A 16,584-nucleotide genomic window follows, 5' to 3' on the forward strand; every position below is an offset into this window, starting at 1 on the left:
CCAGTCGGAGCGGCTATGCAACTAGTTGCGCAACTAGTTTCAGGTGGTCTGGGTCACGGGCGTGCGGGGGATGCAGGAATCCCCGGCTGGCCGGGGATTCCTGCGCATGCTGACGGCTGCAACCGTCACCAACCGCGAGAAGGCGTCATCCGGAGCGGCGGTGGTAGGCCTTGTTCGCGATCCGCCACGCGCCGTCGACCCGCAGGAGCACGAACACGTCGGTGAAGGTGTCCGCGCCATGCTGCAGCGTCAGCACCGCCGTCCCGGTGCTCCCGGACGTGCTCAGGTGCTCGATCCGCCGCCACCGCTCCGCCTCGTCGTCGGCGGGCTTGCCGGTGAAGAGCGCGCAGAACTCGTCGAGCGTCCACGAGACGAAGGCGCCGTCGCGCAGACCCTCGACGTGGGCGGTCGGCAGGAACGCCGCCCGGTGGTACGACGCCTCGCCGGTCGCGTGCCCCGCCACATAGGCCAGCAGCGGCTCCAGCACCTCGGGTGGCGCGGTGGCGCCGGGCGCGAGGGTGAGCCCGTGCCGCGGCGCGGCCAGGCCCGCGATGTCGTCCTCGGGTGCGAGCGGGACTCGCTCCGTCTCGGCCAGCAGGCCGGCGGCGGAGGGGGCGTGGCCGGCGAGGAGCCGGACGTCCTTGGCGAGGGCGCCGGCGGTGAAGTCGGCGCCGGCGAGGTCGCCCGCGTCCAGGCGCTGGCGCTTGGCGCGGACCAGCCCACCGACCGAGGTCCGCTCGAGGACGTGCCAGGTCAGGGCGGCGTCGAGGCCGAGCTCGCGGGCGCGGGTGCGGCTGTCGCGGAGGGTCAGCAGCGCGCCGGCCAGCACGCCGTTGGCGACCAGCTTGGCGGCGGCGGCCCGGGCGGGGGAGCCGCACGGGACGACGTCGCCGAGGTCGGCGAGCACCCCTGCGGCGGGCCCGGCCAGCGAGGGGACGCCCGCGAGCAGGGTGAGGTCGCCGGCGGCGACGGCCGGGGTCGAGCCCATCACCGGGGCGTGCAGGTAGGCCGGCCCGAGCGCGGCCGCCAGGTCCGCGGCCTCGTCCGGACCGACGGTGGCGGTGTTCACGACCACGGCGTCGTGGGGGAGCGCGCCGCTGAGGGAGTCCAGCACGGAGCGGCAGGCGGCGGCGTCGTACAGGCAGAGCAGGACGAGGTCGGCGCCGGCGACCGCCTCGGCCGCGGTCGGGGCGGAGGCCAGTCCCGGCAGGGTCCGGCCGGATCGGGTCCAGGTGGTGACGGTGTGGTCGCGGTCGGCGAGGCGGGCGGCCATGGCGGCGCCCATCCGGCCGAGGCCGAGGACGGTGACGTGCATGGGTCCATGCTGGACGAGCGCTGTCCCTGCGACTAGCGCAGATCTGGCAGTGCTGCCATGCGCGGACCGCATACCATGAGGGAGTGGACCCGGTCACCTGGCGCACCTTCCTCGCGGTCTGCCGCCTCGGCTCGCTCTCGGCGGCCGCGCTGGAGCTGGGCTACACGCAGTCCGCCATCTCCCGGCAGGTCGCCGCGCTGGAGCGGGAGGTCGGGGTGGCCCTGGTCGAGCGCCGCCCGCGCGGCGTCGTACCCACGCTGGCGGGGGAGGCCTTCGGCCGCCACGCGCAGGTCGTGGTGGCGGCCGCCGACCGCGCGGTGCGCGCGGCGCGGGAGGCGGCGCAGGGACGTCGCCTCGTGACGGTCGGGGCGACGCCGTCGGCCGCGGCCGGGCTCGTCCCGGCGGCGCTGCGCGGGCTGGACGCCGCGTGGTCGCTGACCGTCGCGCTCACCGGCGAGCTGGAGGAGCAGGTCGCGATCGGCGCGCTCGACCTCGCCGTCGTCACCGATGCGCCGCCGGGCCTGACAGCGGATCCGCGCCTGGAGCGGCGCCGGCTCGGTGACGACGTCATGCGCGTCGTCGTCGCTGCCGGCCATCCGGCGGCCACCCGCCGCCGGGGGCGCCGCCGGCCCCGGCTCGCCGACTTCGCCGAGGACACCTGGGTCGAGGACAACGAGGGCTCGGCCGCGCTGCTCCGCGCGGCGGCCGCGACGGCGGGCTTTGCGCCGCGGATCGACCTCACGGCCGCCGACCTCGCCGGCAAGACCGCCCTCGTCGCCGCAGGCCACGCGGTCGCGCTCGTGCCGGGCCTGCTGGTCCCGGCGCTGCGGCGCGACGTCGTCGCCGTGGCCGTCGCGGACGCCCCGACACGGGGGATCTACGTGACCGAGCGGGCGGGGAGTGCCCCGGACGGACCGGCCGCGGTGCTGCGCAGCAGGCTCAGGACGGCGCTCGCCGCAGGGTCCGGAACTCCTTCATCCGGCTGACATAGCGCCCCACGCGCCGCGCCGGCACCGGCCGTGGCCAGTCGGTCGCGCGGAACCATGCGTCCGAGCCGCCGTCGACGAAGACCACGCTGCCGCAGAGGAAGTCGGCCGCGTCGGAGAGCATGAAGACCACCCAGGCCGCGAGCTGGCCCGCGTCGCCGAAGCCGCCGATCGGCACCGGGAACGCCCGGATCCGCCTGGCCTCGGCCAGCGTCGCGAGCTGCTGCTCCAACAGCGGGGTCATGATCGCGCCCGGGGCCAGCGCGTTGAGCCGGATGCCCGCGCCCGCCCACTCGCGGGTGACTGCCTGGCGTCGTACCCAGTGGGAGACGGCGACCTTGCTCGCGGCGTACGCGAAGGTCGGCGCCGCCCTGCCGAGCAGCCGCAGCGTGCCGAGCGCCCTCTCGACGTCGCCCTCGAGCAGCGCCCGGACGACCCGCTTCGGCACCATCGGCACCGTCGTCGTGGAGTTGCTGGAGAAGACCACGACCTTGGCGCGGTCGGCCTTCGCGAGCGCCGGCCGCCAGGCGTCGAGCAGCTCGACGACGCCGAGCACGTTGACCTCGGCGATCAGCCGCGCGCGGTCACGGCCGGGCGCGGGTCCGAGCCCGGCGGCCAGCACCGCCCCGTCGAGTACGCCGCCCGCCAGCTCGAGCACGGCCGCCGAGGCAGCGCGTCGGCCGGCCGGCGTGGAGAGGTCGGCCGTGACGTCGGCCTGCTTGATGTCAACCCCGATGACGCGGTGGCCGTCGGCGAGGAGCCGCTCGACGACGGCGGCGCCCATGCCGGAGGCGGACCCGGTGACTGCGTAGGTACCCACGCAGCGACTCTAGAACAGGTTCTACTTGGCGGGTACCTGGTCCTCCCGCTCCGACTGCGCCGACTGGTCCGCCCGGTCCACCCGGTCCGCCCGGTCCGCCCGCTCGCGGGTGACGGCGGCCCACGGGCTCCACAGGAACCACCGCGGCAGCGCCCGGACCAGGCGCGGCGGGCCGGCGACCTCGAGCCGGCCGGCGTCGACCGCCTCGCCCCACGAGCAGTAGCCCTGGAAGACGTCGGCCAGCGCCGGCGTCGTACCGGCCACCTCGACGTCCACCTCGAAGCCCGGGTGCTGCAGGCAGACCGACACCTCGCTCTGCGCCATGACCAGCCAGATCGAGACGGGGTCGGGCGCGGTGTGCCGGAACTCCACCACGGTCCGGCCCGGCGGCAGCCGCTCGTGGTCGACCCGGCGGTGCATCCACCACATCAGCGTCGTGGGCGCCACGTCGTGCGGCCGCAGCTCCTCGAAGAGCCACTCGATCGCCCAGCGACCGAGGCTGTCGATGACCCGCTCGAGGTCGCGCCCGGCCGGCGTGAGGTGGTACTCGCTGCCGCGCCCGGTCGGCGCCGGCCACATCTCCAGCACGCCGCGCTTCTCCAGGTGCCGCAGCCGCTGCACCAGCAGCGAGCGCGAGATGCCGGGCAGGGCGCGGGCGATGTCGTTGAAGCGCGTGTTGCCGAGCACCAGCTCGCGGATGATGAGCGGCGTCCAACGGTCCGCGACCACCTCGGACGCCATCGAGACGGGGCAGTAGTTGCCGTAGTCGGGCATGCGCCCATGGTCCTCCGGCGCGGCGGCCGCCGCCAGCGAATGGATCTTCTGGTCGCGCCTGGTCGCGAGGTCGCGAATACGAACCGGCGGGGTCACAATTGTGGACTGGTCGCGCCGTCGCGGTCGGCGGACATTGGACGCATGACGATCACCGACACCACCCAGACGGCCGGACAGCCCACCAGCAGCACGGCCACCACCGCGACCCCGCTCGAGCGCGCCCGCGAGATCGGGCCCCGCATCGCCGCCCACGCCGCCCGCCACGACGCCGAGGGCAGCTTCGTGTCCGAGGCGTACGACGAGCTGCGCGCCGCCGGCCTGCTCCAAGCCGCCGTCCCCGTCGAGCTCGGCGGCGACGGCGCCACGGTCCGCGAGCTGACTGCGCTCCAGCGCGAGCTCGGCCACCACTGCGGCTCGACCGCCCTGGCCAGCGCCATGCACCAGCACGTCGTGGCGTTCACGGCGTGGCGCTACCGCCGCGGCCTGCCGGGCGCCGAGGCGACGCTGCGCCGCGTGGCGGAGGAGCAGATCCTCCTGGTCTCCACCGGCGGCGGCGACTACACGCACCCGCACGGCGATGCCGTGAAGGTCGACGGCGGCTACCGCGTCACCGGCCGCAAGCGCTTCGCCAGCCAGTCCGAGCAGGGTGCGGTGATGTCGACGATGTTCTGCTTCGACGACCCCGAGCAGGGGCGCCGCGTGCTCAACATGGCCGTCCCGTTCGCGTCCGAGGGCGTCACCGTCGCCGACAACTGGGACACCCTCGGCATGCGCGGCACCGCCAGCAACGACATCGACCTCGTCGACGTGTTCGTGCCGGAGGAGAAGGTCCTGGCCAACCGGCCGTGGGGCGTCCTCGACCCGCCGCTGCAGGTCATCTCGAGCATCGCATTCCCCATCGTGACCGGCGCCTACCTCGGCGTCGCCGAGGCCGCGTACGACGCCGCGGTGGCCGCTGCCTCGCGCCGCGCCTCGGACCCCAGCGCGCAGCGCCAGGTCGGCGTGATGCGCTCGCGGCTCCAGGTCGCCGGCTGGGCCCTCGACGGTGCGCTCGCACTCGTCGGCGACGACCCGACGCCGTCGTACGACACCGTGCTCGCCGTGATGGCCGCCAAGGCCGAGGTCGCCCGAGCGGGGCTCGAGGTCTGCGACCTCGCCATGGAGGTCGCCGGCGGCCCCGCCTTCTTCAAGGGCTCGGTCATCGAGCGGGCCTACCGCGACATCCGCGCGGTGAAGTTCCACCCGTTCACCCCGGAGGACACCCTCCTCGCGCTCGGCCGCGACGCCCTCGGCGCGGAGGCCTGAGCACCCGGAGCACCGGGAGTACCGAGAGCACCGGGAGCACCGGCCGGGCCGCCGCGACGTGGGGTAGCGGCGGCCCGGCCCGCCCGCCGACTTGGCGCTTCCGTCCGCCGAGTTGGCGGTTTCGCGCGTCGAGTTGGCGGTTTCGCCCGCCGAGTTGGCGGTTCCGCCCGTCGAGTCGGCGGCTCGTGGCCTAGCGGCCGCCGAGGACCCCGGCGTCGAACGCCTTGAGCACCGACGCCTTGTCGGCGGCGGTCAGGTCACCGTCGTCGACCGCCTGGTCCAGGCGGTCGGAGAGCTCGGTGCGGTGCTCCGCCCTGGCGGCCGCGCGCAGGGTCTCCAGCGCGTCGGACACCTTGTCCTCGTCGATGCCGAGCTCCTCGGCCAGCGCGGTCACGAACGCCGCCTCCCGCTCGGCGCGCTCCTCGTCGGTCGGCGGTGTCGGCTGCTCGCCGTCGGCGGGCCTGCTGTCGGCGTCCGGCCTCAGCTCGTCGCGGACGGCGTCGAGGGCGTCGGACACCTTGTCCTCGCTGACGCCGAGGGCCTTCGCGAGGGCCGCGGCGTCCACGGGACCGCCGCGTCCGGGGCCACCGGGGCCGCCGGGACCGGGCTCGCCCGCGGTGGCGCTGGACGAGTCGGAGGTGGTGCCCGTGTCGTCCGCGGCGTGGGCGGACAGGCTGGCGGCGGTCACGCCGCCGGCGACGGCGCCGGCGGCGAGCAGGGCTGCGGCGCGGGTGCGGTACGTGGTCATCTCGGTCTCCTTGTCTCTGTCCCGCCTCGCTGGGGGACCTGCCTCGACGGTGCCGACGGCGGCTGGGGGAGCGCTGCGCCACGGCTGGGCGGAGCCTGTGAGTGCCCACAGAACGCGTCAGTGTTGACTAACGCGTTAGTGCTGACTAACGTGTACGAGGTGACCGACCCCCTCAGTGCCGCAGCGGAGCCCAACCGGCGCCGCCTCCTGCAGCTGCTGGCGAGCGGTCCGCAGAGCGTCACCGAGCTGGCCGGGCAGTTCCCGGTGACCCGCTCGGCGATCAGCCAGCACCTGCTCGTCCTCGCCGAGGCCGGGCTGGTCGCCGCCGAGAAGTCCGGCCGGCAGCGCTTCTACCGGGTCGTGCCCGATGGGCTGCGCCGGCTCCAGGCCGAGATCGACCGGTTCTGGACCGCCGAGCTCGACCTGCTGGTCGCCGACGCCGACGAGCTCCACCGCGCCGGTGCGCACCCGCCCCCCGGTGACCCCGACAGCCACGACCCCGACAGCCACGACCCCCACAGCCAGGAGTGAAGCCATGACCTACGCGAAGACCGTGTCCCTGCCCGTCCCTGCCGACGAGGCCTTCGCCCTCGTCACCCAGCCCGAGCGCCTGCGGCGCTGGATGGCCGTCACCGCACGGCTCGAGCTGCGCGCCGGTGGGGCCTGGCGCTGGACCGTCACCCCGGGCAATGTCGCCGGCGGCACCGTCCGTGAGGTCGAGCCCGGCCGCCGGGTCGTCCTGGACTGGGGCTGGGACCTGATGCCGGGTGCTGAGGGCTCGCTCGGGACCGTCACGGTGACCGTCGAGCCCGCCGGTGACGGCTCCACGGTCACGCTCGTGCACGAGGGCCTCGACGTGGAGCAGGAGGCCAGCCACGCGGAGGGCTGGGACCACTTCCTCGGCCGGCTCGAGGTCGCCGCGGCCGAGGGAGACGCGGGCCCCGACGACTGGGCTGCCGCGCCCGACCCGATCGACGAGCTGGTCGCCGCCGAGGCGGCCCTCGCCGTGCTCCAGCACGTGCTGCGCCAGGTCGGTCCCGGCGACGGCGACCGGGCGACCCCGTGCTCGGAGTTCACCGTCGACGAGCTGACCGAGCACCTGCTCGACACCCTCGTCGACCTCGGTGCGATGGCCGAGGCCGAGCTCACCCGGCCCGAGGGCGCCGACGCGGAGGACCGCGTCGCGGTCCTTGCCGCCGAGGTGGTCGAGGCCTGGCGCCGCCGCGGCCTCGACGGCATGGCGCGCAGCCCGTTCGGGGAGGCCCCCGCGCCTGTCCTCGCCGGGATCGTGGCCCTCGAGCTGCTGGTCCACGCGTGGGACTTCGCACAGGCGACCGGCGCCGTCATCACGGTCAGCGACGAGCTCGTCACCTACGTCGCAGGCCTCGCCGAGCGGGTCGTCCCCGGTGCCCGGGGCCGTGCCTTCGCCGAGGAGTCGCCCGCTCCGGTGGACGCCGATGCCCTCACGCGGCTGGCGGCGTACACGGGTCGTACGCCGCTGGCGCTGGTCTGAATCCCCGGGGGTGGTCGCCGCGATGTGCGCGGCGTCACCCCCGCGGGAGGCCGTGCGCTACTCTGGGTGCACCACCGGACGCCGTCGTACGACGGGCACCCGGTGACGTTCACCCGGTCGGCGCCCTCCCGCAGCAGCGCGAGCCGTCGTCGACCGACCTTGCGATGAAGACCTCGCGGCGCTGTTCGCGATGGGAAGGACACCTGTGGCTCGAGGAGGCCAGCGGGGAGCGACGCAGCAGCGACGCAACAACCCGCAGGCGGCGCGGACGCGTCGCAACGAGGAGGGCATCATCCCGCAGCTCGCGCGCGCCGTGCGCGAGGTCGAGGCGGCCGTCGCGCGCCGATCGGCGATGCCGGAGGTGCGCGCGAAGTTCCAGGTCGTGGCCCTGCTCGCCCGCGAGGAGCGGGCGCGGGTGAAGAACGACCCGGACCTCTCCGACAGCCGCCGCGGCGAGGAGCTCAAGCGCCTCGACGGCATCGCGACGATCCTCGCCCAGACCGCGGCCCGCGACAGCACGCTCTTCACGCTGCTCGACGAGAACGCCGAGATGTCGGAGTCGGCGAAGGCCATGCGCCGCGAGCTGCTCCGCAAGGCCGGTGTCGACGAGCCCGAGCCCGAGCCGGTGCCCGTGACGGTCGACCCCGAGACGGCGGCCCTGCTCGAGAAGCGGGTCATCCCGCAGTCGGTGCAGGCGCGCCAGCTCGCCAACCCCTTCCTCGCCCCCGACTTCGAGCACGCACGGGCCAAGGTCCGCCCGCGCCGGCTGGCCGGCTGGGAGCTGCTGGAGCCGCTCTTCCGGTCCTTCGAGCGCGCGGCGCCCGACGCCCCGGCGTGCATGCCGCTGCCCGACGCCGACCAGCTCACCAACCTCACCGGGCTGCACGGCCCGGTCGGGCGCGAGCTGATGCACCACCAGGCGCAGCTCATCGGCTCGGCAGCGCTGGGCCACCGCACCTACCTGCTCGCCGACGAGCCCGGCCTCGGCAAGACCGCCCAGGCGCTGCTGGCCGCCGAGGCGGCGGGCGCGTTCCCGCTGCTCGCCGTCGTCCCCAACGTCGTCAAGACCAACTGGGCGCGCGAGGTCGAGATCTGGACGCCGCACCGCAAGGCGACGGTGCTCCACGGCGACGGTGACGACGCGGACGGCTTCGCCGACGTGTTCGTCGTCAACTACGAGATCCTCGACCGCCACGTCGGCTGGCTCGGCACCCACGGCTTCCGCGGGATGATCGTCGACGAGGCGCACTACATCAAGAACAAGACCTCCCAGCGCTCGCAGAACGTCCTGGAGATCTCCAACCGGATCCGCGCCCGCGTCGCCCGGCCGCTGATGATGGCGCTGACCGGCACCCCGCTGATCAACGACATCGAGGACTTCCGCGCGATCTGGCAGTTCCTCGGCTGGATCGACGACGTCGTCCCGCAGGGCAGCCTGATGGAGGCGCTGGAGGAGACCGGGCTGACCCCGGCCGACCCGGCCTTCTACCCCGCGGCCCGACGCGCCGTCATCGACGAGGGCATCGTGCGCCGCCGCAAGATCGACGTCGCCGCCGACATCCCCGCCCGCCGCGTCGCCGACATGCCCGTCGAGCTGGAGGGCGAGGCCGGCCGCTCGATCCGCAAGGCCGAGCAGGAGCTCGCCCGCCGCATGGTCGAGAGGTACGACGCCGCACTGTCCACGCGTCGAGCCGGAGCCGTCGTCGAGGGCATCGACCGCCACCTGGTCCGCCAGGTCGCGGGCTGGGAGCGCGAGGACAACTCGACCAAGACCGGCGAGAACGTCTTCATGATGATGCGCCGGATCGGTCAGGCGAAGGCCGGTCTCGCGGCCGACTACACCGCCCAGCTGGCCCGCAACGTCGGCAAGGTCGTCTTCTTCGCCAAGCACATCGACGTGATGGACCAGGCGGAGAGGACCTTCACCGAGCGCGGCATCAAGTTCACCTCGATCCGCGGCGACCAGTCCTCGACCGCGCGCCAGAAGGCGATCGACGCGTTCGTGAACGACCCGGAGGTGCAGATCGCGGTCTGCTCGCTGACCGCCGCCGGCGTCGGCCTCAACCTGCAGGTCGCCTCCAACCTGGTGCTCGCGGAGCTGTCGTGGACCGACGCCGAGCAGACCCAGGCCATCGACCGGGTCCACCGCATCGGCCAGGCCGAGCCGGTCACCGCCTGGCGCGTGATCGCGACCCAGACCCTCGACACCCGCATCGCCGAGCTCATCGACAAGAAGGCCGGGCTCGCCGCCCGCGCCCTCGACGGTGCCGGCGAGGAGGTCGAGGGCGGTGCGATCGACCTGCAGACCGAGGCGCTGGCGGCGCTGCTGACCGCGGCGCTGGAGGCGCGCGGGGACTGACGGTCCGGGCGATGTCACACTTCCCGCCGCTGTCCCGTCCACCTGTCATGAGCACACGCATCGCAGTGGCAGGTGGGACGGGACTGGTCGGCCGGCTGGTCGTCGACGAGGTACGACGGGCCGGCGCGACCCCGGTCGTCGTCGCCCGGTCCGCGGGCGTCGACCTGACGACGGGCGCCGGCCTCGACGAGGCCCTGGCGGGCGTCGACGCGGTCGTCGACGCCAGCAACGTCGAGACCATGAGCGGCAAGGTGTCGGTCGCCTTCTTCGAGGCCGCGACCCGGCACCTGGTGCAGGCCGGGGAGCGGGCGGGGGTGCGCCACCACGTCGCGCTCTCGATCGTCGGCTGCGACGTCGTCGACCTGCCCTACTACCTCGGCAAGAGACGCCAGGAGGAGCTGGTCACGGCCGGCCCGGTGCCGTGGACGATCGTGCGCGCGACGCAGTTCCACGAGTTCGCCGGCCAGCTCGTCGACCGCAGTCCCGGCCCGTTCGCGCTGGCCCCGCGGATGCTGAGCCAGCCGGTCGCGGCCGCGGAGGTGGCCGCCCTGCTGGTCGCGGCCGCCCTCGGTGAGCCGCAGCACGCCACGCGCGAGCTCGGCGGCCCGCGGCCGGAGCGGATGGACCGGCTGGTGCGCGCGGAGCTGCGCCGGCGCGGGGAGCGGCGCGTCGTCGTACCGCTCCCGATGGCGGGGGCTGTCGGCCGCCAGGTCAAGGGCGGCGGACTGCTGCCGGGGCCGGGCGCGACGCTCGGCCGGCAGACCTTCGAGGAGTGGGCGACGGGTGCCTGAGCGCAGCGACGAGCTCGCCACCGAATACGACGCCCTGCGGCCCCGCATGGTGCGCGTCGCCTACGCGATCCTCGGCTCGCGCGCCGAGGCGGAGGACGTCGTCGCCGACTGCTGGACCCGGCTCGTCGACGCCGACGCCCGTGAGCCGGTCCGCGACGTCACGGCATGGCTGACGGTCGCGGTCGCGCGGGCCGCCACCGACGTGCTCCGCTCCGCGCGGGTGCGGCGGGAGGCCTACGTGGGTCCGTGGCTCCCGGAGCCCTTCGTGGTCACGGCTGCCGAGACCGCCGACCCGGTCGACCGGGTCACCCTCGACGAGACCGTCGGGTACGCGCTGCTGGTCGTCCTGGAGGCGCTCTCGCCGGCGGAGCGGACCACGTTCGTGCTGCACGACGTCTTCGGCATGGGCTTCCCCGAGATCGCCACGGTGGTCGGCCGGACGCCGGCGGCCGTGCGCCAGCTCGCGTCCCGGGCGCGCGCCCACCTCGCCGCGCAGCGACCGCGCTTCGAGGTGGACCGGACGGCCCACGAGGAGGTCCTCGGACGCTTCCTCGCGGCGGCGGCCGGTGGCGACCTCCAGGCGCTCGTGGCGACCCTCGACCCCGACGTCGTCGTCACCTCGGACGGTGGCGGCGTCGTCAGCGCGGCCCGTCGTCCGGTGCTCGGCGCCGACCGTGCGGCGCGCTACGTCCTCGGCATCGTCGCGAAGTACGTCGACCAGCAGGCCGAGGTCGACCTGCTCCTCGCCAACGGGCTGCCCGCCATCGGGATCCGCCAGGGCGGCGTGCTCACCTCGCTGGTGGTGCTGACCGCCCGGGCCGGGCGGGTGGCGCGGGTCGACATCGTGCGCGCGCCGGCCAAGCTCGCGGCCGCCGACCGGCGATGAGCCTCAGCCGGTGGTCGCCGGCTGGGTCGTGAGCTGCCGGTCGGCGTACCGGAAGCCGGCGATGAGCACGCTGAACAGCACGGTGATGCCGAGGCAGACGACGGCGACGTGCGCCCAGCCCTCGGCGCGGAAGTCGAGGAACGGGTAGGGGACCCACCGGGTCGCGCCGGCGACGGCGAGGGTGACGGCCAGCCAGGCGATCGGCCACGCGAAGGCCACGGCGACCGCCCGGCCGTCGACGCGCGGGCGCGGGCCGAACGCGAACCAGCCCACGACGGCCAGCACCGGGACGACCATGTGCAACAGCTTGTCGGCGGCCCAGTCGGCGCCGGTGAGGTCGAGCAGCGGGCGGAGCAGGAAGAAGTGCACCAGCCCGGTGACCGTGATGCCGACGGTGGCGGCGAGGCGCAGCGCCCGGAAGGCGGCGCCGTCGCGGTCGGGGGAGAGCGCGAGCAGGGTGGTGGCGACCGCGACCAGGATGTTGCTCTGGATCGTGAAGTAGGCGATGAAGCGGGCCAGCCGGAGGCCGAGGCCCGGGGGCTCGACCTCGTCGAGCACCCGCCCGCCCTGCACGACGAGGACCAGCTGGAGGACCACGGCCGCCACGGTGACCGCGGCCGTGAGCACGTGCCAGCCGCGCGCGCCGCGCATCAGGGTCCCTCGGCGTCGGGGGTGAGCAGGTGCTGGATCGCGTCGCCATACAGCGCGACGACACGGTCGGTGTCGGCGGCCGTGACGAGGGGGTCCTCCTGCCGGAAGACCAGGTTGAGCAGGCCGCCGAGCTGGGCGACCGCCAGCGCGACCCGCAGCTCACGGTCGGGGCCGGTCAGCCGGGGCGCGAGCGCGGCGACATAGGTCTCGGCGGTGTGGCGGTTCATCTCCTCGCGGACCTGGTCGAGGTGGGCGGCCTGGGCGAGGGCGAGGTAGCGCTGGCGGAGCAGCGGACGGCCGGGCTCGAGGAAGTAGGCGACCAGTCGACGCCCGACCGTCTCCAGCGGTCCGTCGAGGACCGTCCCGATGCCGGTGGAGGTGTCGACGCAGCGCAGGAAGAGCGCCTCCTTCGACCCGAAGTGCCGGATGACCAGGGCGGGATCGACGCCCGCCTCGTGGGCGATCGCCCGGACCGACGCGTCGAACCCGCGCTCCGCGAACAGCCGCCGGGCGGCCTCCTCGATCGCGGCCCGCGTGGCCCGCCCCGCCGGCCGCAGCTGGCGCTCGTCCGGCGGGACCGGACGGTCGGGGGAGGAGGTCTTGGTCACACCGCAACCGTAGGGCATCGACCGGGCCGGTCAACGGTGTTGACAGCCCTTCGGTCAACGCCGTTGACTGGTTGACCGTGACAACTACTGCGCCTGCGGCGAGTGCCGCGACCGGTGGCCGCACCGGGTCGCCCCTGCTGACCGTCGCCGTCCTGTGCCTCGGCGGGCTGGTCGTGTCGCTGACCCAGACGATGGTCATCCCGATCCAGGGCCAGCTCGGGATGCTGCTGCGCACGAGCGAGGCCAACGCGTCGTGGGTGGTCACCGCGACCCTCGTCGCCGGCGCCGTCTCGATGCCGATCTCCGGGCGCCTCGGCGACCTGTTCGGCAAGCAGCGCGTGCTCGTGGTCAGCTCCTCGCTGCTCGTGCTCGGCTCGCTCGTCTGCGCCCTGAGCAGCTCGCTCGCCCCGATGCTGGCCGGCCGCATGCTGCAGGGCCTCGCGATGGGCTTCATCCCCGTCGGCATCGCGCTGATGCGCGAGGTCGTGCCGCCGCAGTTCGCGGCGACCGGCATGGCCGCGATGAGCGCCACGCTCGGCGTCGGTGGTGCGATCGGCCTGCCGCTGTCGGCGTGGATCGTGCAGGACTTCAGCTGGCACACCCTGTTCTGGGTCTCGACCGGCCTCGCGGCGCTCGTCGCCGCGGCCGTCGTGCTGCTCGTGCCGCACGTGCGCGACGCCGTGCCCGGCCGCTTCGACGCCGTCGGCGCGGTGGGCCTGGCGGTCGGCCTGGTCGCGCTGCTCGTCGCGGTGTCGAAGGGCAACGACTGGGGCTGGGCCCACGGGCGCACCCTCGGCCTCGTCGCCGCTGCCGTCGTCGTCCTCGTCGCCTGGGGCAGCTACGAGCTGCGCGTCGCCGACCCGCTGTGCGACCTGCGGGTCACCGCCCGCCGCCCGGTGCTGCTCACGAACGTCGCCGCGATCGCGATCGGCTTCGGGATGATGGCCCAGGCGATCGTCGTACCCCGGCTCCTGCAGTCGCCGGAGGCCACCGGCTACGGCCTGGGGCAGAGCCTGCTCGAGACGGGCCTCTGGCTCGCGCCCGGTGGCCTGGTGATGATGGCCTTCTCGCCCGTGTCGGGTCGGCTGATCCGCCTGGTCGGCGCCCGCCGGACGCTGATGGTGGGCGCCACGGTGCTCGGCCTGGGCTACGTGTTCGCGATCTTCCTGACCGACGCCCCGTGGCAGCTCCTGGTGTCCAACTGCATCACCTCGGCCGGCATCGGGATCGGGTACGCCGCCATGCCGACCCTCATCCTCGAGTCCGTCCCGCTGAGCGAGGCCGGCTCGGGCGTGGGCATCAACGGCCTGATGCGCTCCATCGGCACGAGTGTCTCCTCCGCCGTGATGGCGGCCATCCTGACGTCCTCGACGACCAGCCTCGGCGGCTACGAGATCCCCGATGAGAGCGCCTTCCGGATCTGCTTCGTCGTGGGCGCCGCGGCCGCCTTCGCCGGGGTCCTCCTGGCCGCCCTGGTGCCCGCCCGCCGAACGGACAGGTGACCAGTCTCAGATCCGGTCACATGTCCGTGACAAGACATCACGGGTACCCGGAACCTCGCCGTTCCCCGGTCGTTGATCGGAGTGCGTGGCTGCGGTGACTGGGGGGTTTCGCGACACGCGAAGGGGCGGCTCCGGCCCGAGACCGGAGCCGCCCCGCTTCCGTTCATGCGCAAGGATGGCCGCGTGTCCGCCGGCCCGCTGATCCCGTCCGACCCGTCTGCCGACGAGGTCCGCCGATCGGCCCTGCGCCGGATGCGTACCGTCGCCGTCTCGCTGCTGCTCCTCGCCGCCGCCGTGTACGCCGCCACACTCGGCCGCGACGGTGCGTGGGGCTTCGTCAACGCGGGTGCCGAGGCGTCGATGGTCGGCGCGATCGCGGACTGGTTCGCGGTCACCGCGCTGTTCAAGCACCCGCTCGGGCTGCCGATCCCGCACACCGCGCTGATCCCCAAGCGCAAGGACGACCTCGGCAAGGGTCTCGAGCAGTTCGTCGGGGAGAACTTCCTGCAGGCCGACATCATCCGCGAGCGGGTGCTCGGCGTGCAGATCGCGCAGCGGGTGGCGGACTGGCTCGCGGTGCCGGCCAACGCCGAGCGGGTGGTCACCGAGGTCGCGGAGGTCGCTGCGGTCGCGCTCGGCAAGGTCCGCGACGACCACATCGAGGCGCTCGTCAACGAGGCCCTGGTGCCGCGCTTCCGGGAGGAGCCGATCGCCCCGCTCCTCGGCGGGCTGCTCGCCGAGGCGCTCGAGGACAACCTCCACCACGGCGTCGTCGACCTGATGCTGGAGGAGATGCACGACTGGCTGGTCGCCAACCCCGACACGGTGCACGAGGTGCTGGGGGAGCGGGCGCCCTGGTGGGCGCCGGAGAGCGTCAACACCTATGTCATCAACCGCGCCCACCTCGAGATGGTGCGCTGGATGGCCGAGATCCGCGACACCCCCGACCACCGGGCCCGGCGCGCGCTCGACTCGATGCTCGAGCGGCTCTCGGACGACCTGCTGGAGAACCCGGACACCCAGGCGCGGGCCGACCGGCTCAAGGAGCGCGTGCTCGAGCACCCCGCGGTGATCGGCACGGCCGTCACGCTGTGGAAGGCGCTCCGCAAGGCGCTGCTGACCTCGCTCGACGACCCGCAGGGCGCCGTACGACGTCGGCTGCTCGTCGAGGTCGAGGCGGCCTCGGCGCGGCTGCGCTCCGACGCCCCGCTGCGCGAGCGGCTGGACCGGATGGCCGCCGACGCCGCGGTCTTCGCCGTCGAGCGCTACGGCACGGAGCTGACCGCGGTCATCACGCACACGATCGAGCGCTGGGACGGCAAGGAGGCGGCGCAGCGCATCGAGCTGCACGTCGGCCGCGACCTGCAGTTCATCCGGATCAACGGCACGATCGTCGGCGGCCTGGTGGGCCTGCTGATCCACGCGATCTCCGTCTGGATCCACTGAATTCCGCGAGCGGAGCGCCCCAATGTGGGCACGCTCCGCTCGCCGCGAATCAGTCGATCCAGACGGGTGCTGGTTCACTGATGGCCATGTTCGGCCGCAAGCGCAAGGACCCCGACCCCATCGAGCCCGCGGGCCCGGTGCCCGTCGACGTCGCGATCCGCGACGAGGTGATCCGGCTGGGTCAGTTCCTCAAGCTCGCCAACCTGGTCGAGTCGGGTGCCGACGCGAAGCCGGTCATCGCCGACGGGCTGGTCCAGGTCAACGGCGAGGTCGAGACCCGTCGCGGGCGCCAGCTGCGCGTGGGCGACGTGGTGGTGCTGCAGGGGCAGGCTGCCCGGGTCGCCGACGGCGACGCCCCGGACAACCTGCCCTGGTGAGACGGGTCAGCGAACAGCCAGCAGGTCCACGACGAAGATCAGCGTCTCGCCCGGCTTGATCACGCCGCCGGCGCCACGGTCGCCGTAGCCCAGGTGCGGCGGGATCACGAGCTGGCGGCGGCCGCCGACCTTCATGCCCTGCACGCCGGTGTCCCAGCCCTGGATGACCTGGCCGATGCCGAGGCGGAAGTCCAACGGGGTGCCGCGGTTGTACGACGCGTCGAACTCCTCGCCGGTGGACAGGGCGACGCCGACGTAGTGCACCGACACGGTGCTGCCGGAGGGCGCCTCGGCGCCGTCGCCGACGGTGAGGTCGGTGATGACGAGGTCGGTGGGCGGGGTGGGGTCGACGAAGTCGATCTCGGGCTTCTGGCTCATCCCGCAAGCCTACGGCGTGCCCGACGCCGCCCCGCGGCGTGGCCCGCGCCACCCGGTGGCGTGCCCGGATCTGGCGCCATTGCCGCCCGGAGGCGGCCGGGTCCGCGATACGCTGCGGGCCAGCG

Annotated in this window: 17 protein-coding genes; 10 read left to right on the forward strand and 7 right to left on the reverse strand. The window is 74.2% G+C overall.

The genetic code is table 11. The annotated features are described in order from the left end of the window. Positions 1–145: 145 nt before the first annotated feature. The gene (locus BJ993_RS18890; RefSeq protein WP_179650550.1) at positions 146–1,315 is read right to left on the reverse strand and encodes a nuclear transport factor 2 family protein; all 1,170 of its coding nucleotides are present in this window, start codon (positions 1,313–1,315) and stop codon (positions 146–148) included. Positions 1,316–1,398: 83 nt separating this feature from the next. On the opposite strand from BJ993_RS18890, the gene BJ993_RS18895 reads away from it, so the two are divergent. Continuing rightward, positions 1,399–2,301, forward strand: coding sequence for a LysR family transcriptional regulator (locus BJ993_RS18895; protein ID WP_179650552.1), 903 nt, complete (start codon positions 1,399–1,401; stop codon positions 2,299–2,301). Here BJ993_RS18895 and BJ993_RS18900 read toward each other — a convergent pair. Together BJ993_RS18900 and BJ993_RS18905 are read right to left on the reverse strand one after the other, a co-directional pair. Further along, the gene (locus BJ993_RS18900) at positions 2,255–3,121 is read right to left on the reverse strand and encodes an SDR family oxidoreductase (RefSeq protein WP_179650554.1); all 867 of its coding nucleotides are present in this window, start codon (positions 3,119–3,121) and stop codon (positions 2,255–2,257) included. The two genes, BJ993_RS18895 and BJ993_RS18900, sit on opposite strands and share 47 nt — an antisense overlap. Positions 3,122–3,142: 21 nt before the next feature. Beyond that, positions 3,143–3,895, reverse strand: coding sequence for a winged helix-turn-helix transcriptional regulator (locus BJ993_RS18905; protein ID WP_179650556.1), 753 nt, complete (start codon positions 3,893–3,895; stop codon positions 3,143–3,145). Between the two features lie 141 nt (positions 3,896–4,036). Between BJ993_RS18905 and BJ993_RS18910 the strand changes: the two genes are divergently transcribed. Continuing rightward, on the forward strand, positions 4,037–5,200 hold the full coding sequence (locus BJ993_RS18910) for an acyl-CoA dehydrogenase family protein (protein WP_179650558.1): 1,164 nt from the start codon (positions 4,037–4,039) through the stop codon (positions 5,198–5,200). A gap of 190 nt (positions 5,201–5,390) precedes the next feature. On the opposite strand, the gene BJ993_RS18915 is transcribed toward BJ993_RS18910, so the two are convergent. Then, positions 5,391–5,948, reverse strand: a complete 558-nt coding sequence (locus BJ993_RS18915; protein WP_179650560.1) for a hypothetical protein — start codon at positions 5,946–5,948, stop codon at positions 5,391–5,393. 159 nt (positions 5,949–6,107) lie between these two features. On the opposite strand from BJ993_RS18915, the gene BJ993_RS18920 reads away from it, so the two are divergent. From BJ993_RS18920 to sigJ, 5 genes are all read left to right on the forward strand, one after another. After that, a complete protein-coding gene (locus tag BJ993_RS18920) occupies positions 6,108–6,479 on the forward strand; it encodes an ArsR/SmtB family transcription factor (RefSeq protein ID WP_179650561.1) in 372 nt (123 codons plus the stop codon). A gap of 4 nt (positions 6,480–6,483) precedes the next feature. Continuing rightward, positions 6,484–7,461 (forward strand): TIGR03086 family metal-binding protein, encoded by a 978-nt coding sequence (locus tag BJ993_RS18925; RefSeq protein ID WP_036541991.1) that lies wholly within the window; start codon positions 6,484–6,486, stop codon positions 7,459–7,461. Positions 7,462–7,666: 205 nt separating this feature from the next. Beyond that, on the forward strand, positions 7,667–9,820 hold the full coding sequence (locus BJ993_RS18930) for a DEAD/DEAH box helicase (protein ID WP_036541994.1): 2,154 nt from the start codon (positions 7,667–7,669) through the stop codon (positions 9,818–9,820). A gap of 47 nt (positions 9,821–9,867) precedes the next feature. After that, positions 9,868–10,611: an SDR family oxidoreductase gene (locus tag BJ993_RS18935; protein ID WP_179650565.1), complete on the forward strand. Its 744-nt coding sequence runs from the start codon at positions 9,868–9,870 to the stop codon at positions 10,609–10,611. Then, positions 10,604–11,497, forward strand: coding sequence for an RNA polymerase sigma factor SigJ (sigJ, locus tag BJ993_RS18940; RefSeq protein WP_308645629.1), 894 nt, complete (start codon positions 10,604–10,606; stop codon positions 11,495–11,497). The genes BJ993_RS18935 and sigJ overlap by 8 nt, the downstream gene beginning before the upstream one ends. Positions 11,498–11,500: 3 nt before the next feature. Here the strand turns inward: sigJ and BJ993_RS18945 are convergent, their stop codons facing one another. Together BJ993_RS18945 and BJ993_RS18950 are read right to left on the reverse strand one after the other, a co-directional pair. After that, complete coding sequence (locus tag BJ993_RS18945; protein WP_179650566.1) at positions 11,501–12,148, reverse strand: Pr6Pr family membrane protein; 648 nt, start codon at positions 12,146–12,148, stop codon at positions 11,501–11,503. Then, complete coding sequence (locus tag BJ993_RS18950) at positions 12,148–12,756, reverse strand: TetR/AcrR family transcriptional regulator (protein ID WP_179650568.1); 609 nt, start codon at positions 12,754–12,756, stop codon at positions 12,148–12,150. Before BJ993_RS18950 ends, BJ993_RS18945 begins: the two co-directional genes overlap by 1 nt. 77 nt (positions 12,757–12,833) lie before the next feature. Here BJ993_RS18950 and BJ993_RS18955 point away from each other — a divergent pair, with 77 nt between their 5' ends. From BJ993_RS18955 to BJ993_RS18965, 3 genes are all read left to right on the forward strand, one after another. After that, on the forward strand, positions 12,834–14,258 hold the full coding sequence (locus BJ993_RS18955; protein ID WP_051931673.1) for an MFS transporter: 1,425 nt from the start codon (positions 12,834–12,836) through the stop codon (positions 14,256–14,258). Positions 14,259–14,441: 183 nt separating this feature from the next. Beyond that, on the forward strand, positions 14,442–15,704 hold the full coding sequence (locus BJ993_RS18960; RefSeq protein WP_308645630.1) for a DUF445 domain-containing protein: 1,263 nt from the start codon (positions 14,442–14,444) through the stop codon (positions 15,702–15,704). A gap of 167 nt (positions 15,705–15,871) precedes the next feature. Then, positions 15,872–16,081, forward strand: a complete 210-nt coding sequence (locus BJ993_RS18965) for an RNA-binding S4 domain-containing protein (protein ID WP_373366966.1) — start codon at positions 15,872–15,874, stop codon at positions 16,079–16,081. Positions 16,082–16,087: 6 nt separating this feature from the next. Here BJ993_RS18965 and BJ993_RS18970 read toward each other — a convergent pair whose 3' ends face one another. Further along, positions 16,088–16,459 (reverse strand): FKBP-type peptidyl-prolyl cis-trans isomerase, encoded by a 372-nt coding sequence (locus BJ993_RS18970; protein ID WP_179650573.1) that lies wholly within the window; start codon positions 16,457–16,459, stop codon positions 16,088–16,090. Positions 16,460–16,584: the final 125 nt, after the last annotated feature.

It is taken from the genome of Nocardioides aromaticivorans (assembly GCF_013408525.1).
GTDB classification, from domain to species: Bacteria; Actinomycetota; Actinomycetes; order Propionibacteriales; family Nocardioidaceae; genus Nocardioides; species Nocardioides aromaticivorans.

What these genes read in the sequence shown, in the direction of transcription:
- BJ993_RS18890 (WP_179650550.1), bottom strand. Translation starts at nt 1,315, where the DNA reads ATGCACGTCACCGTCCTCGGCCTCGGCCGGATGGGCGCCGCCATGGCC.
- BJ993_RS18905 (WP_179650556.1), bottom strand. Translation starts at nt 3,895, where the DNA reads ATGCCCGACTACGGCAACTACTGCCCCGTCTCGATGGCGTCCGAGGTG.
- BJ993_RS18910 (WP_179650558.1), top strand. Translation starts at nt 4,037, where the DNA reads ATGACGATCACCGACACCACCCAGACGGCCGGACAGCCCACCAGCAGC.
- BJ993_RS18915 (WP_179650560.1), bottom strand. Translation starts at nt 5,948, where the DNA reads ATGACCACGTACCGCACCCGCGCCGCAGCCCTGCTCGCCGCCGGCGCC.
- BJ993_RS18925 (WP_036541991.1), top strand. Translation starts at nt 6,484, where the DNA reads ATGACCTACGCGAAGACCGTGTCCCTGCCCGTCCCTGCCGACGAGGCC.
- BJ993_RS18935 (WP_179650565.1), top strand. Translation starts at nt 9,868, where the DNA reads ATGAGCACACGCATCGCAGTGGCAGGTGGGACGGGACTGGTCGGCCGG.
- BJ993_RS18945 (WP_179650566.1), bottom strand. Translation starts at nt 12,148, where the DNA reads ATGCGCGGCGCGCGCGGCTGGCACGTGCTCACGGCCGCGGTCACCGTG.
- BJ993_RS18970 (WP_179650573.1), bottom strand. Translation starts at nt 16,459, where the DNA reads ATGAGCCAGAAGCCCGAGATCGACTTCGTCGACCCCACCCCGCCCACC.